Consider the following 16,157-nt stretch of genomic DNA (forward strand, 5'->3'; position numbering starts at 1 on the left):
AAAGCGGGTGAATGTCGAGAAGAGTTCATCGTGCAGGCCCCGTGCCTTCACGGACTCTCGAAACAGCCAGATCGTCTTCTCATCGGGAATGCGGCTCTCCGGCGTCAACCCCAGAAAGCGCAGAAACGTGAAGCGATCGCGGATCTGGAACTCGGTCTGGGCATCGGCCAGGTTGTAAAGACTTTGCAGGATCAGCACCTTGAACATCAGCAGGGGCGAGAAGCTGACGGGGCGACCGGCCTTGCTCCTCTTCTCCTTCGTCAGCCCCTCCTCAAGGATCGGCACGAACACCGACCAGTCGATCACCTCGTTTAGCGCCTTGAGCGGATCGCCCAGCTGATCGAGCTTGCCGAAGCGATCTTCGAGATCAAAGAAACCGGATTGGAGCATCGTCGTTTCTCGCGTTTTGTTGTTGGGGCGTTAGAATGAGTGAATTATTAGAGGTTCCCTTCATCGACGAGTCGGGGCTGTCGGAGCGGCCTACGCGCGTTCGCACCTGGGCGCCCAAGAGGCAGAGGCCGGTGATTCAGTTCCGCTTCAACTGGAAGCAATGGTCGATGATCGCCGGGGTGCGCTTCACGAACGCCTATTTCCGCCTGCACAAGGGCGCGATCAGGAGTGCGCAGATCGTCGATTTCCTGGAAGCACTGGTCAGGCAGATCGGTCGCAAGCTCCTGATTATCTGGGACAGACTCAAGGCGCACCGCTCCCGTGTTCTGCGGGACTACGTCGACAGCCTGGCAGGGAAGATGGAACTGGCCTTACTTCCGCCTTATGCGCCCGAGCTCAATCCGGTCGAATACCTGTGGGCCTGGCTCAAGCGACATGCCTTGGCGAACTACTGTCCGAATTCCATAAATGAACTCGCCACCACCACGCGCGGCAAGCTCCAATCGGCACAGCGACGCGCTTCGCTCATCGCCGCCTTCTGGAAACAGGCTGAATTGTTCTGATGTCAAGAGATTACGTAATTCTCAATAGTGGGCCGCTCCCGGGAGGAGTACAGAAAAGCCAGCCGGTGCTGTGGACACGAACAATCGATCGCTGTTCAGATAAAAAGGAGTTTGGCGGTGGCGGTCGGTGAGGCTGGCCTCCCTTTCAAACGACACTTGAGGGGTCCTCATACAGCTGCTCCAGCACGTACGCCTTGAGCGCCAGATGCTGCTGATCCTCTAGCCGGTCGAATTGCAGCCCGAGACGAAACCCGCCCGTGGCCGGATCCGAATTGACCGACCGAACGAGCGCTCTGGTCTCGATCGCCACCGCAGCCTCCTCTAGGCGCAAGGTGAAAGACAGCTTCACCCAACCCTCCTTGGCGGCAACCTCTCGGCAAGTCACCACCGCGGCCCCGGTCGTGCTTAAGTTGACGATCAGCGCGGCCGAGGCGGACGCGGACGCCTCGGCATCCTCGGGGCGCAAGCTCGCCACGATGCAAGTCTTGACCCGTGGAGCCTTGCGCACATTCACCGCTTGAACATGCGTCGGAAAAGATAGTTGGAGGCACTCCAATCCCTGTAGACACGCTCGCTCGACAAAGCTCTCGAAGCCGTAAGCCCGCCGTCCAGTGAACAGCCGCACGCGTACCTGCTCGCCTTCCAGCAAAGATACACACCCTCCCTCCTGCAGGGGTGATGTCACGAGTAAGGCCTGCCCTTCCCGATAGCCGATTAGGCGCACCACCACCCGTCGCGCCCCCAGGGGTCGCGGCAACTCGAGTTGCAGCCGGTCTCCGGGACGCAGCCCCATGGCTTGGAACAAGCGACGGACAGCCGCCTGGTCATCCCGAGCGTTGGAGAGCGCCGTTTCAGCTCTCGGCGGCGCAGCCTCCGGGACCAAATCCCGCTTCGCGCGACAGGCAACCAACAGTCGCGCAAGCTCCCGGCTGGCAACCACCTCTCCCCGTTCGAGAATCAATCGTCCGCTCTCATCGTATACGCAAAAAGGCAGTGGCTGCCCCGACTCGAGATCTTGAGGTTCGACCGCCACGAGCCCAGCGACCATGCCATTTCCCACTTTACCACTCCTTAGCCTGTACCCTCGCCGCTGTCTCGACCCAGGTCATGGGCCCATTTGAACGCTTCCAGCTGGTCCTGCATGAGATCGCCTAGGTTGAAGCCGGTAAATTGCTTGAGCGCCGCCATCACCTTGGCGACCTCGCCCGATTCGAGCCACTCCTGCAGCTCAAGCAGGCGGCCGAACATCCCCCTGCGCTTGAGCAGTGCCTCGGCAATTTCCGGGGCGAGATTCAGCTCCTCTACGATCTCGGCCATCGGCATGCCAAGCAAAGTGTCCAGCAGGGACAATAACCCCACCATAAAAGCCTGATCCCTCACCTCCGGTCGTTCGGGCACCTCCCGAGCGGCGAGCAACTCCATCAGCCTGGCGCGGGTGGCCACGAGCTGGATCAAGGGATTGGTCAGGTTGCCCCCCGCCACAGGGGCGGTATAAAGCAGAAGCTGCACCCAGCGCAGCAGCTGGCGCCGTCCCAGAACGAGGATGCCCTGGCGCAAGGAATGGATGCGCCTCGGCAAGCCGCTTGCGGCCGAGTTCACCAGGCGCAGTAGGTTGTAGGAAAGCCCCACGTGGGGTTTGAGCGCCTGCTCGATCTCGGCCGGACTTGCGTCCGCCAAAACCAGGGACAGGAGTCGCAGCAGCGCCATCTTCGTCGGGTCGGCCCGCTTGCTGGAAAGGATTTCTGGACGCGCGAAGAAATAGCCTTGGAACAACCGGAAGCCGAGGGCTCTGCATGTCTCGGCCCGCTCCGGAGTGTCCACTTTTTCCGCCAGCAGCACCACCGACCGCCCCCGCAGCGCTTCGACCGTTGCGCGCATGGAACTCTCTGAAGCAGCCTTGACGTCCACCTTGACCACGTCTGCCACGTCGAGCAGCCGCTCCAGCCGCTCGCCCGGCTCCACCACATCGTCCAGGGCGATGCGATAACCCTGGCGTCTGAGCTCGGCGCAGCGCTTGAGGACTTCCGGCACGGGCTCCACCGTCTCCAGCAACTCCAGCACTGCGCACTCCTTGGGCAGGAGCTCCACCGTGTCGCTCAGCAGGAGATCGCTACCCACGTTGATATGGCCCTTGTACGCTCCCAGCACCTGCTGCAAACCCAGGTCACAGAACGCTCCCACGATGACCTGGGCAGTGGCCAGGGAGTCATCTCGGATCACGGCCGGCCCGGTCGACGCGCTCCGGAACAGAAGCTCGTAGGCCACAGTTTGGCGCTGGGTGTCGAGGATGGGCTGGCGCCCGAGGTAGACGTCTCGCATACACTATTGGGTTGCGTCGATGGGCTGTCCGATGACCTAACGGCGTGCTGCATCGAAACTTGAGCCGCCTATTGCATGAATCGTGCTAGCGGTTCCCGCGCGCCAGTTCGGGTGGCGCTCGCGAAAACTTGACCGATGTCAAGATGCGCGGCAAAAACGATGTTACAATTGCCCGCGCCTGCGGGTAGGAAAAAGCCCAAAAACAGCATGAAAGGACGATTACTGCGCCTGCTCATCGCAGGAGACGCGACGTCGGCGCAGACCTGCCTCATCCCGCGGATGGAGGCCGAGGGATACCAAATCGAGGCAGAGCGCGTCGAAACGCTGACAGCTTTGACAACAGCGCTCTCGCTCCGGCCATGGGATCTCTTGGTGACGGAGCATGCCGTTCCGGGCTTCAATGCCTTGGCCGCCATTGTCTCGGCCAAGGAGATCCGCCCAGACCTTCCCGTGGTAGTGGTCTTGGATCCAATCGGAGAACAAGCCGCGGCGGACATCGTCAAAGCCGGCGCCGATGAATATCTGCTGCGGGACCACTTGTGGCGGCTTGCCCACGCGGTAGAGCGCGCCCTTGCCGTTGCCGCCGAACGGCGGGAGCGGCTCCAGGCCCAACAGGCCCTGCGGGAAAGCGAGGCCAAGTTCCGCAGCCTCGCCTGCCACGTGCCCGGCATGGTATTCGAGCTAGCCCGGGAGCGAAGCGGCGATCGCTTCACCTTCGTCAGCGAGGGCGCCCGGCCGCTTCTGGGGCTCGCCCCGGAAGCGCTCCTTGCGGATGCCGGGCGCTTCATCGAGCAGATCGTGCTCGAGGACCGGGCCAGCTTCCTCGAAGCGCTGTCCCACTCTGAGCGCCGCCTCGATACCTGTAACTGGGAAGGGCGCCTCGTCACCTCCTATAGCAACGGTCCCAAGTGGGTAAACGTGCGTGCTGGGCCTCGTCGCCGGGAAGACGGTACCGTGCTATGGGCGGGCATCGTGACCAACATCACCCGCAACAAGCGCATCGAGCTGGAAGCGAAGCGCTCCAGTGCGCAGCTTTTGGAGCTTTCCTCCCACGTGGAACGGGTCAGGGAGGAGGAGCGCGCCCGGATCGCTCGGGAGATCCACGACGACTTGGGCGGCACGCTCACGGCAGTCAAGCTGGAGCTCGCCTCCCTCATGAATCGCCTGCCGACGCAAAGCATGGACCTGTTGGGTCGAGTGAGCTCGATCCGCATCCTGGTGGATCGGGTCATCGCCGCGACGGAGCGCATCGCCCGCGATTTGCGCCCCCCAATCCTGGATTTCGGCCTGGCGCCAGCCTTCTTCTGGCAGGCGAAGGAGTTCGAAAACCGCCTCGGGATCGTGTGCGATGTGGAAGCAGAGCCGGAAGATCTAGAGCTCCCTGAGGAGCTGGCGACTGCCCTGTTTCGGATTTTCCAGGAGGCCCTGACCAATGTCTCGAAGCATGCGGAGGCATCCGAAGTGCGCGCCGTTTTACGCTATCAAGGAGGGCTGGTGAGCCTGGAGGTGATGGACAACGGGCGTGGGATCGAGGCCGCGGATCTCGCCAAACCGGGTGCGTTCGGCATTCGAGGCATCTTGGAACGTTGCCGTGCCCTGGGCGGCGAGGCGCACATCGAGGCGGGGCTAGCAGGAGGCACCCGGCTTCGAGTCCGCATTCCGGACTTTCAGACGAGCGGCCCGCCACGCCGGAACGAGCCGCACAAGCCTGGCCTGACCTCAGTCGAGGCCCGCCCATGATCCGAGTGCTTATCGTGGACGACCACGCGGTGGTGCGTCACGGGCTCAAGCAGATCCTCAATGATTGCGACGATCTTGACGTAGCAGGCGAAGCCGACAACGGGGTAGAGGCAATCCAGTGGCTGCGCCGCTACGGGCAAGGGTGCCAAGCGGTCTTGCTCGATATCGCCATGCCCAAACGGAGCGGTCTCGACACCTTGACCCAGATCCGGAACGAGTTTCCCCGCCTTCCGGTCCTGGTCCTGTCTATGTATCCGGAAGACGTGGTCGGGCTGCGCGTTCTCAAGGCAGGCGCAGCAGGTTACGTTTCCAAGCAGAGTGCTCCCGAGCTGCTGGTGGAGGCCATTCGCCAGGTGGCCTCAGGCCGCAAGTACGTGAGCCCCACCTTAGCGGAGCAGCTCGCCGACTCCATCGCCGGCAACGCTCAAGAGGCGCCCCACGAGCGCCTGTCGAACCGGGAATACCAGATTTTGTGCCTGATTGCTTCGGGGAAAGGCCTCACGCAGATCGCCGAGGAGCTCAATATTAGCGTCAAGACCGTGAGCGTCTACCGAGCCCGGCTGCTGGAAAAAATGCGGCTTAAAAACAACGCCGAGCTCATCCGCTACGCCATCTCTAAGGGCCTGGTGGAGTAGGCTGGGGCACTTCTCCTGTCCTGCGAGCGGGGAAATAACCCCTTTCCCCGCCTTTTTTCTGACCCTTGCGGCACGAATCGGCCACCCATAATGCTCGTGCATTCAGTGACCGGTTTGCCTTATGTCCACGAGCGCCGCAGATCCAGCCGCTATCGCTCGATCCACCTTGCACCGCCTGGCCCAGCAGCGGCTCGTGCCGACACCCGACAACTACGCCCGGGTGTACCGGGAGATTGCCGGTTTGCCGCTGGAGATCGATGGTTGGGAGCTGCTCGCAGACTGGTGCACCAGGCTGGGTCGAGAGGCGCCCGCTGCGGCCTCCCAGACTGATGCCGTGCAGAAAGCCATCGTCACCCGCAGCGAGCCTCTCGTGCGCACCGCGCTACAGGACCTGTCCGCGTTCATCGCCTCCCACCTCAACCTGGATTGGGCCGCTCTGGTGCGACATTTGCTGCGCCAATGGGACATTCCCCGCAAAGGCCTCACGCCGACCCGCAAGCGGGAAAGGTTGGAAAACGTGCTTGCTGCCCACGGCGGCCATGCGCAGGAATTGTTTCGACGGATAAAGGAGCTGGCTGACGCCTGGGCCCGGGCGCCCCAGGGCCTGGAGCCGGCGCCCGCACCCGCACCGCCTTCCGACGCTGACGGCGGGGAACTTCGCCATCTCCTTGCCGACACTCTGGAGCGTTTCGCTGCTTTTCTTGAAACAAGCAGCGCCGCCTCGGCAACGCAGGCCAAGCGTCTGGCGGAAGCCGTTCGGCAAGCTGATCGACCGCTTTCCGCCGACCGCTTGAGGGAACAGTTGCGCCACTTGTGGCTAAATGTGGAAATGCGCCTTGCCGAACAGGCGCAGCGCGATGAGTTGGCGCGCCGTCTGTTGAAACTGATGGCCGACAGCTTGGCCGAAAGCGTTCAGGAGACTCCGGGGCTTCACCAGCAAATGCGTGCGCTGTCCCAAGCCTTGGAAGCGCCTTTCGATCTGCCTGCGCTGGCACAGGCAGAGCGCGCCCTGCGGGATACCATCATCCGCCAAGGCGCGGTGCGCCGGTCGGTGCACGAATCACACCAGGCCCTCAAAAGTATGATCGCGTTGTTCATCGACCGGCTGGGAAGTCTTGCGGACGAGACCGGTCAATTTCACGGCCAAATCGAGCGTTACGCAAAGCGCATCAGCGGCGCCGCTGATCTGGACGAGCTGGGCACGATTCTGGCGGAAGTGCTGCAAGACACCCGGGCCATGGAAGCAAGCGCGCGCCGCTCCCACAAGGAGTTACAAGAAGCTCGCCGGCGGGCCGAGGAAGCGGAAGAAAAAATCCGCCATCTGGAAGCCCAACTTGCCCTGGCTGCGGAGAACGCTCGCGAGGACTCCTTGACCGGTGCGCTCAATCGCGTGGGCCTGGCCGAAGCGTGGCACCGGGAGGCGGCCCGCGCCGACCGGCATGGCGCACCCCTCGCCGTGGCCATGCTGGACGTGGATAACTTCAAGCAACTCAACGACGCTTGGGGCCATCAGGTGGGAGACGAGGCGTTGCGCGCCCTAGCTCAAACCATGCGCCATAGCCTGCGGCCGACCGACGTGGTGGCCCGCTATGGCGGCGAGGAGTTCGTCTTGCTCTTTCCCGAGACCGAGTTGGAAGAGGCGGCCAAAGTGCTCGTGCGCCTGCAGCGGGAGCTCACTAAGAATATCTATCTCCACGATCAACGCAGACCCATCGTGACCTTCAGCGCCGGAGTGACCCTGCGTCGCGCTGGAGAGGACGACAATGTGGTGCTGGGACGCGCAGACAAGGCCCTTTATCAAGCCAAGCGGGCGGGCAAGAACCGGGTCGCAGTGCTGCCACCGCCGCAGGGGGACGGACCGTGACCGAGCACCGCTTCTGCTCGGTCGGCTTGGGGGTACGAATCTATCCTTCGGCCCGCATTGTCGGTGCCGAATACCTCCATATCGGCGATCACGTCATCATCGATGACTTCGTTTTCATCCAGGCCACCAGCCCCAGTGTTATCGGCAACTACGTGCATATCGCCGCTTTTGCCTCCATCACCGGAGGCGGTCCGTTCGTGCTGGAAGATTTTGCCGGTCTCTCCTCGGGGGTGCGGCTTCTTACTGGAAGCGAGGATTTCCTAGGAGGCGGGCTGACTAATCCCACCATCCCCCCGTCTTACCGAGCCGTGCGACGCTCCCGCGCCTGGGTCCAAGCGCACGCCATCATCGGGGCGAATAGCGTCATTCTCCCCGGCGTAACCGTCGGTACAGGCGCCGCGGTTGGCGCTTTGTCCTTGGTGCGGCGCGACGTCGAACCATGGAGCGTGGTGGCAGGCAGCCCAGCGCGCCGCATCGGCCGGCGCCCCGCCGATACCTTGCTTGCCATGGAGCAATCGCTATATGCCCAGCACGGTAAGCCCGGACGGCTATTCCAAAACCTTTGTCCTGGCCAGGTAGTCCAGTGATCCGCTTCATCAAACCCGACCTTCCGCCACCGGAGCGCTGGCTGGCGTATCTGCGCCCGGCCTACCAGAACCATTGGTTTAGCAACTTTGGCCCCGTCCACGAGCTTTTTGCCCGGCGGCTCAGTGAGTGCTTCGGCATGGGTAGTCGCGTGGCAGTGCCGGTCGCCAACGCCACAGCAGGATTGGAGGCGGTATTGCGCGCCCTAGAGATCCGCGGTCGGGTCGTGGTGCCCTCCTTCACTTTTGCAGCCACCGCTCAAGCAGTCCTGGCCGCAGGGGCGACGCCGCTCTTTTGCGACGTGGATCCCGTGAGCTGGGAGCTCTGCCCAACGGCCTTGGAAGAGCTGCTCTCGTCCCGGAGCGCAAACGCCGTGGTCACCGTGCGGGCGTTCGGCCTCTGCCGTGACCTGGCGCCGCTGGAATCCGTCTGCGCTCGCCACGGCGTGCCCCTGATCGTGGATAGTGCCGCCGCCCTAGGCGGGGCGGGCCCTGGCATTCCCGTGGGCCATGCCGGCGTGGCCGAAATTTTCTCGCTACATGCCACCAAGGTGTTCGCCATCGGCGAGGGTGGAATCGTTCTGTGCCCTCCGCAGCTCGCAACCGCCGTGCGCCGGGCTATCAACTTCGGTTTTCAAGACGGAGACGTCATCGCCCGCGGCGTGAACGGCAAACTCTCCGAGTTTGCCGCGGCTATCGGTTTAGCGGCCCTTGATGAGCTGCAGCGCCACATTGCCGCACGGCGCGCCACCGTGGGCCGCTACCTCCAGCAGCTCTCGCCGTGGCTTGAAAGGGGGATCATCACCGCACCCCATGCCCCAGGCGAACCCCCTTGGCAAACGCTGCCCCTGCTGCTCGCCCCGGGCACGGACGCTGAAGCGCTGCGCCGATGTTGCATCCGCGCTGGCCTTGAGCTTCGCCGCTACTATCATCCGGCGCTGCATCGCACCCGGCTATTCCGCCACTACGGCCTGAAGCGCGCTTTGCCGGTTACCGAACGCCTTTGCTCCTCGATGATCTGCATGCCGGTGCACGCGACCATGAAGCCCTCGCTGATCGATGCGGCGAGCGCCCTCTTTAGCCAAGTCCTTACCGATACCTTCCGAGCACGAGAGCCGATCCATGAGCCTACCCGAGCCAGCGCCCACTGCACCTGATGCCCATTACCGATTCGCGCTGCAGTTCTTCGAAGCAATCGGGCGCGTAGAGAAGGCCAAACGCCGCCGCGATGACCGTGAGCGCCTGGCAAGGCTCCGCGCCCACTCCCAATACGCTGCCGCCTTCGACGCACCCGCGCCCCTGATATCAGTGATCATCCCCACCTATAATCGCGCCCGGATCATTCTTGAGCGTACCCTGCCTTCGGTGCTGCGCCAGGAATATCCCCATTGGGAATTGATCATCGTCGGCGATGGCGCCGATCCTGACAGCGCGCGGCTGCTGGCAGGAATCGAAGACCCGCGCGTGCGCTTCGTCAATCTGCGCCGCCGCGGGCGCTATCCGGAACTGGCCGGGCCACGCTGGTACGTGGCCGGTTGCAAACCCGCTAACGTAGGCCTGGCGCTTGCCCGGGGGCAATGGATCGCCCATTTGGACGATGACGACGAATTTTTTCCCCAGCACTTGGGAGATCTCTTGGAGCTCGCAAGGCAACGCCGCGTCGAATGGGTCCACTCAGAAGTCGAATTCATCCGTGGCAACGGCCGCCCGAACGTGAGAGTGGGGGGAGAAATCCCGGCACTGGGGCACATCGCCCGCATCTCATCCTTGTACCACGCCGGATTGAAGTCCTTCCACTACAACGGGGCCAGCTGGAAGTATTTTTACCCTGCCGATTGGGATCTTTGGGAGCGTTTCCTGGAAATGGGGGTCACCCATGCCCACCTGCCGCGGGTAACGGCAGTCCACCATGGCCCCCTTTCCCGTTTTGCGGAAGAGGGCCTAACAAGCACCCCGTCCGAGCCTACCAAAGTCCGCGACGACGCGCATGCTTACGCCCGCTGGTGCGCCCACAAGCGCCTGCGCCTAATTCACGGCCAAGTGTATGCCGAACGGATGATGCTGCGCTGGCGCTCGCGCCCGACGCTACACGTTGTGGTGTACGCGAGGCACGGGGAGGAAGAACTACTCGCAGACACCCTGGATTCCCTCTCTACCCAGCTCTATCGCCAACTCGAACTTACGGTGATGGCCGAATTCCCAGCGCCAGCAGCCGAGGGTCCTGTGGCTGCAGGTGTCCGCTGGATTTCGCCTGATGCACCCCTATTCGCCGTAGCGCCACCTCCCGAGGATTGGATCGTGTGCCTGCCGGCCGGCGCTCGGCTTGCCCCCCATGCCTTGTTTTCTATCGCCGACTACGCCGATGCCCATCCTCGCTGGCGCTTGATCTATTGGGATGACGACCGCATCGATCCTGGCGGAAACCGTTTGAATCCCCGCTTCAAACCCGACTTTAACCTAGATCTGGCTCGCTCCATGCCTTATGCCGGCCCCGGGATTGCTGTGCGGGCAGACGCTTTCGCCGAGGTATCGCCAGCGCATGATTACGATCTTCTCCTCCAAATCCTGGACCGCTACGAGGAGGAAGCCATCGGGCACATCGCGGATGTGCTACTGAGCCTTCCCAGCAAGCTGGAAGCCGGGCTGCACACGCCTTCTACCCGAGCGGCCCTGACGCGCCACCTGCACCGCCGTGGCATCCAGGCCGAGCTGGCCGATGGGTTTATCCCTGGCACCGTGCGGGTCATCTACCACCACCCGGACAGACCCCTTGTTTCCATCATCATACCGACAAAAGACAAACTGGAATTCCTTCAACCCTGTGTCGAAAGCCTTTTCGCCAAGACCACCTATCCCCACTACGAAGTAATCCTGTGTGACAACGGCAGCAGCGATCCAGACGTCTTGGCGTACTACGAAACGCTCGAGGAAAAACATGGCGAATGGGTGCGGCTGCTATCCTATCCCTATCCTTTTAACTTCGCCGCCATGTGCAACGCCGCAGCCAAAGAGGCCCGCGGGGAATATCTGCTGTTTCTGAACAACGACACACAGATCGTACAGCCGGAATGGCTGGAACGCATGATGCTCCACGGCATGCGCCCCGACGTTGGAGTCGTAGGCTGCCGGTTGGTGTACCCGGAGTCCGCGGCCCTTCAACATGCTGGCATAGTGCTTGGCCTTACAGATATCGCCCACCATGCGTTCAGTGACGGCAAGACCAGCCTGAGCGATTCCGGTTACATGAACCGCGCCCAGGTGGACCAAAACTATTCGGCGGTGACTGCAGCATGCATGCTGGTGCGGCGCAATGTCTATTTGAATGCCGGAGGCATGGATCAAGAGAATCTTGCCGTGCTGTTTAACGACGTGGACTTCTGTCTGCGCCTCGCCAAACAAGGATACCGGGTAGTTTGGACGCCGTTTGCCACTGTAGTTCATCATGGCTCCACTTCCATCCACGATGAGCGCAGGGACTTGAAGAAACTCGCCTTAGCTGCAGAGCGCGCGGAGAAAGAGCGCCTCTGGATGCTCTCCCGCTGGCTCCCCCGACTTGCCCGGGATCCTGCGTACAACCGTAACCTCGCCCTCACCGCCCTGGACTTCCGGGTGGAGGCCGGTGCTGTGCCGGAATGGGATCCCGAGTTTCACGACCGTCCACGGGTGCTGGGTCTTCCCTTGGCAGGGGGCTCCGGCGAGTATCGCATCCGTGGCCCTTTCCGAGCCTTGTCCGACGCGGGCCTTGCCCAGTGCACCGCCATCGATCCTCCTGGCCTCATGCAGGCAAGGGTGCTGAGCCTCATCGAGATGGAGCGTTTGGCTCCCGACACGCTAGTATTGCACGCGGCGATCAACGACGCCTACCTGCAGGCACTCGAACTCTATAGCCGTTTCCTTCCGCGAATGCTGCGCGTCATGAGCCTGGATGATCTTATTACCCAGCTTCCGCCTAAGAACGCTTTTTACCGCTTCGCCTTCAAAGACGCCAAACCGCGTCTACGCCGTGCAGCGGCCTTGTGTCAGCGCCTAATCGTCTCCACCGAGCCTTTACGGGAACTTACCCGCAGCATGTGCGATGACGTGCGGGTGGTGCCTAACCGGCTGGAGAGCGATCGCTGGCTCGGATTGCACTCGGCGCGCCGGGCAGGCCGTAAGCCACGGGTGGGTTGGGCCGGCGCCCAGCAACACCAAGGGGACCTGGAACTCATCTACGACGTGGTGCGCGCTACCGCCCAGGAGGCCGAATGGGTGTTTTTCGGCATGTGCCCGGAAGCGCTGCGCCCCTACGTGCACGAATTCCACGAATTCGTCTCCTTCGACGAATATCCCGCCAAGCTCGCGAGCCTCAACCTGGACCTGGCCATAGCGCCTCTAGAGCTCAATGCCTTCAACGAGGCCAAAAGCAACCTGCGGCTGCTGGAGTACGGCGTGCTGGGTTGGCCGGTGGTGTGCACTGACATTTATCCCTACCATGGGGCCCCGGTCACCCGTCTGCCAAACGAACCCCGCGTATGGATCGAGGCGATCCGGGAACGGATCCACAATCTGGATGCAGCAGCACAAGAAGGCGACAGGCTACGCGAGTGGGTACTCGCGAGCTACCTTTTGGAAAATTCCTTGGAGGAATGGCTAGACGCGCTTACTGACCGGGCCCCGGTCCAGGCCCGGCCGTGCGCCCCGGCTTTACCCTAAAGTTTTCCCGTCAGCCATCCGATAACCGGCACAAGGCGGTTGTGCGACGCGAATCGAGCGGTCGGATCGCCCCAGTTACATCGAATTGAAAGGAGATCGGAAATGGCACTTGTAGTCAACACCAACATCGCGTCGCTGAACGCTCAGCGCAATCTGTCTGCATCCCAATCCCAATTGCAGACCGCCATTCAACGCCTGTCCTCTGGGCTGCGGGTCAATAGCGCCAAGGACGACGCTGCGGGTCTGGCGGTGGCAGAAAGCTTCACTTCCCAAATCCGGGGCACCAATCAAGCGGTGCGTAACGCCAACGACGGCATCTCCCTTGGCCAAACGGCCGAGGGCGCCTTAGCCCAGATAGCCAACAACCTGCAACGCATCCGCGAGATCGCGGTGCAGGCCGCTAATGGCACTATCAGCGACACCGACCGTGGCCAGTTGCAAAAGGAGGTGGATCAGCTCACTCAGGAAATTTCCCGCATCGTCCAGACAACCACCTTCAACGGCACCTCGCTGCTGTCAGGTTCCTCGACGCTGACCTTCCAGGTGGGTGCAAGCGGAGTAGCGTCTAACCAGGTTTCCGTGACCACCACCGATCTCGCGACCAACGGATCTGCAGGTCTTTACTCTTACAGTGGCACCCTCACTGCGACAGGCGTGGTCAACGTATCCACCTCAGCCAACGCTTCAGCGGCGATCGCCAACCTGGACGCCGACATTTCTAAGGTAAGCACGGTGCGCGCCACTTTCGGTGCCGTGCAAAACCGGTTCGAGGCCGTGATCGCCAACCTGCAGAACTATGCCGAGAACCTCACCGCTTCCCGCAGCCGGATCATGGACGCGGACTTCGCCGCCGAGACGGCAGCCCTCACCCGCGGTCAAATCCTGCAACAGGCCGGCGTTGCGATGCTGGCGCAAGCAAACGCTCTGCCCAATACCGTGCTCTCCTTACTACGGTAAGCTCCGTGCCGCCCGCGCCGCTTCTCCGGCGCGGGCTCAAAAAAAAGGGAGCCTAACCCATGATCGCCAACTCCATCGGCCCTGCTACGGACACCAGAGCAGCGCAGTCTCTCGATCTCGCACCCCGCGAGCACGAACTGCCACGTACCGAGGCCGCTCGGACATCAGCCGTGGAGGAAGCACAAGTGCGCGAGGCGTCCGGGCAGATCAACGCCGCCTTGCGCCATCTGTCGGTAGAACTTCGCTATGGTATGGATGAGGCGACCCGCAAGCTCGTGGTGCAAATAGTGGACCGGACCACTGGCGAGGTCTTGCGGCAGATTCCCCCAGAGGAAGTATTGGCCATCGCTCGGGGTCTCGACCGGATGCAGGGGGTGCTGCTGGACCACAAGGGGTAATTGGGACGGAGGCGCTACATGTCTTTATCATCGCCCGGCATCGGCTCCAACCTGGATGTGAACACTCTGGTGGCCCAGCTTATGGCCCTAGAGCGGCGGCCCCTCTCCCTGCTGCAACGCCGGGAGTCTGATTTTCAGACGCGGCTGTCAGCCCTAGGTTCCCTCAAAGGGTCTCTTTCTCAGTTCCAGTCAGCCGTATCCGGCCTCGCCTCCGCTTCCCGCTTCAGCGCCTACGCCGCCACCTTGGGCGATGCCCAGGTCGCCACCGCCACCGCCAGCGCAGGGGCGGTAGCCGGCTTCCACAGCCTGGAGGTCACTCAACTGGCTCAGGCTCAAAAGCTGGCCACGACACTCCAGGACTCTGCGACCGCATCGATTGGTACCGGAACCCTCACTGTCGAGTTCGGTAGCATTGACGGCGGAAGCTTCGATGCAGCGACGGGCAAGTACAGCGGCGCCACCTTTACCCCGAGTGGCACCGCATCCAAAACGGTAACCATCGATGCCGCTCACGCCAGTCTCGCCGGCATTCGCGACGCCATCAACGAGGCGGGCATCGGAGTGAGCGCCAGCATCGTGTACGATGGCAGCGGCCATCGCCTGGTGCTGTCCTCAGGTACTTCGGGCGCTCAGGGGAGCATGCGCATTTCGGTCTCGGGAGATGCGGCGCTCGCCAACCTCCTAGCCCACGACCCGGCCGGAACCCAAAACCTCGCGGAAACGGTCACCGCCCGAGACGCCCACTTTACCCTGGACGGTATCGCCATGCGCTCCGCCTCCAACACCGTGACCGGTGCGCTGGAAGGAGTAACCCTTACCCTAGCCAAGACGAATGCGGGTGCGCCGACAAACCTTACCATCGCCCCTGACGTCGCCGGGATTCGTCAAGCGGTGGAATCGTTTGTAGAGGCATATAACCGGCTGGCGAAATCCCTCAAGGAGCTAGGCAGCTACGATTCCACCACGAAAACCGCCGGGGTACTCCAGAGCGACGGGCTCCCCCGGCTCATCGAATCGCGTCTGCGCTCGACTCTTTCGGCGGAGCTGGTCGGGCTCCAGGGGAGCTATAGCGCCTTATACCAGCTCGGCATCACCTTTGCCCCCGATGGCACCCTGAAACTGGACGCTACCAAGCTGGAGGCGGCGCTCCAGGCTGATGCCGCGTCCGTGGCGGGTGTATTTGCCACCACAGGGAAAACCTCCGACAGCCTGATGCGGTTCGCCTCCGCAGCCTCTACTGCCAAGCCGGGCATCTACCAGGTCTCCGTGACCCGACTCGCCACCCAGGGATCCGTGACCGGGTCGGCAGCAGCCAATACCACCATCACCGCGGGGGTCAACGACACCCTCAGCCTGAGCGTGGACGGGGTCACAGCTACCATCACCCTGCAGGCCGGAACCTACACGGCAGACGGCCTCGCGGCAGAACTCCAGTCCAAGATCAACGGCGCTCCAGCCTTCTCCACCACCGGCGTGAGCGTTACCGTCTCAGAGGCGGGCGGCGCCCTTACCGTGACCTCGAACCGTTACGGTTCGGCCTCCGCGGTGCTTCTGGGCGGTGGCAACGCCCAGGAGAGTCTGTTCGGCGCAAGTCCCAGTGCAGCGGCGGGCGTAGATGCGGCAGGCAGCATTGGTGGCGTAGCCGCTATCGGCTCGGGCCGCACCCTGACCGCCGCCTCGGGTACCGACGCTGAAGGCATCACCATCGAGGTATGGGGTGGTGCACTCGGCGAACGCGGCAGCGTTTCTTACTCCCAAGGCTATGCCTACCGGCTGCGAACCCTCGCCGACACCCTGCTCGCCGCCGATGGGCTCGTCGCGGGACGCAGCGATACGCTGGAGGCCGCCATCGACGCCCTGCAACGCCGCCAGCAAGAGATGCAGCGGCGGCTGGAGGCGGTGGAAAAGCGGCTGCGCGCCCAATTCACGGCCTTAGACGCCATGGTCGCCAGTATGCTCAAGACTTCGAGCTTCTTGGAGCGGCAGCTCGCTGCCTTTTCATCTTCTTCTTGAGG

At 62.7% G+C, this 16,157-nt stretch carries 12 protein-coding genes and 1 pseudogene; 10 read left to right on the plus strand and 3 right to left on the minus strand.

Annotated features, from left to right (window positions below):
* On the minus strand, positions 1-390 hold a 390-nt coding region (locus tag ACUVYZ_RS09070; protein ID WP_446033055.1), incomplete at its 3' end, for a transposase.
* 53 nt (positions 391-443) lie between these two features.
* Here ACUVYZ_RS09070 and ACUVYZ_RS09075 point away from each other — a divergent pair.
* A pseudogene (locus tag ACUVYZ_RS09075) lies at positions 444-953 on the plus strand (IS630 family transposase); the annotation flags it as partial.
* Positions 954-1,098: 145 nt separating this feature from the next.
* Here ACUVYZ_RS09075 and ACUVYZ_RS09080 read toward each other — a convergent pair.
* Entirely contained in the window at positions 1,099-1,758 is a 660-nt protein-coding gene (locus ACUVYZ_RS09080; protein WP_439933968.1) for a flagellar brake protein, read from the minus strand.
* A gap of 266 nt (positions 1,759-2,024) precedes the next feature.
* Positions 2,025-3,272 carry an EAL and HDOD domain-containing protein gene (locus ACUVYZ_RS09085; RefSeq protein ID WP_439933969.1) on the minus strand — a complete coding sequence of 416 codons (1,248 nt, stop codon included), beginning with the start codon at positions 3,270-3,272 and terminating at the stop codon, positions 2,025-2,027.
* Between the two features lie 372 nt (positions 3,273-3,644).
* Here ACUVYZ_RS09085 and ACUVYZ_RS09090 point away from each other — a divergent pair, with 372 nt between their 5' ends.
* The 9 genes from ACUVYZ_RS09090 (at position 3,645) to fliD (ending at position 16,155) form a co-directional block, all read left to right on the plus strand.
* Positions 3,645-5,012, plus strand: a complete 1,368-nt coding sequence (locus tag ACUVYZ_RS09090) for a PAS domain-containing sensor histidine kinase (RefSeq protein WP_439933970.1) — start codon at positions 3,645-3,647, stop codon at positions 5,010-5,012.
* Positions 5,009-5,647, plus strand: a complete 639-nt coding sequence (locus ACUVYZ_RS09095) for a response regulator (RefSeq protein WP_439933971.1) — start codon at positions 5,009-5,011, stop codon at positions 5,645-5,647. Before ACUVYZ_RS09090 ends, ACUVYZ_RS09095 begins: the two co-directional genes overlap by 4 nt.
* Positions 5,648-5,768: 121 nt before the next feature.
* Positions 5,769-7,511 (plus strand): diguanylate cyclase, encoded by a 1,743-nt coding sequence (locus ACUVYZ_RS09100; protein ID WP_446033056.1) that lies wholly within the window; start codon positions 5,769-5,771, stop codon positions 7,509-7,511.
* Positions 7,508-8,098: an acyltransferase gene (locus tag ACUVYZ_RS09105; RefSeq protein WP_439933973.1), complete on the plus strand. Its 591-nt coding sequence runs from the start codon at positions 7,508-7,510 to the stop codon at positions 8,096-8,098. The genes ACUVYZ_RS09100 and ACUVYZ_RS09105 overlap by 4 nt, the downstream gene beginning before the upstream one ends.
* On the plus strand, positions 8,095-9,252 hold the full coding sequence (locus ACUVYZ_RS09110; RefSeq protein ID WP_439933974.1) for a DegT/DnrJ/EryC1/StrS family aminotransferase: 1,158 nt from the start codon (positions 8,095-8,097) through the stop codon (positions 9,250-9,252). Before ACUVYZ_RS09105 ends, ACUVYZ_RS09110 begins: the two co-directional genes overlap by 4 nt.
* The gene (locus tag ACUVYZ_RS09115) at positions 9,218-12,787 is read left to right on the plus strand and encodes a glycosyltransferase (RefSeq protein WP_439933975.1); all 3,570 of its coding nucleotides are present in this window, start codon (positions 9,218-9,220) and stop codon (positions 12,785-12,787) included. The genes ACUVYZ_RS09110 and ACUVYZ_RS09115 overlap by 35 nt, the downstream gene beginning before the upstream one ends.
* A gap of 102 nt (positions 12,788-12,889) precedes the next feature.
* Complete coding sequence (locus tag ACUVYZ_RS09120) at positions 12,890-13,744, plus strand: flagellin N-terminal helical domain-containing protein (RefSeq protein WP_439933976.1); 855 nt, start codon at positions 12,890-12,892, stop codon at positions 13,742-13,744.
* Positions 13,745-13,803: 59 nt separating this feature from the next.
* Positions 13,804-14,142, plus strand: a complete 339-nt coding sequence (locus tag ACUVYZ_RS09125) for a flagellar protein FlaG (RefSeq protein ID WP_439933977.1) — start codon at positions 13,804-13,806, stop codon at positions 14,140-14,142.
* Between the two features lie 18 nt (positions 14,143-14,160).
* On the plus strand, positions 14,161-16,155 hold the full coding sequence (fliD, locus tag ACUVYZ_RS09130; RefSeq protein ID WP_439933978.1) for a flagellar filament capping protein FliD: 1,995 nt from the start codon (positions 14,161-14,163) through the stop codon (positions 16,153-16,155).
* Positions 16,156-16,157: the final 2 nt, after the last annotated feature.

It is taken from the genome of Pelomicrobium sp. P1 (assembly GCF_052805615.1).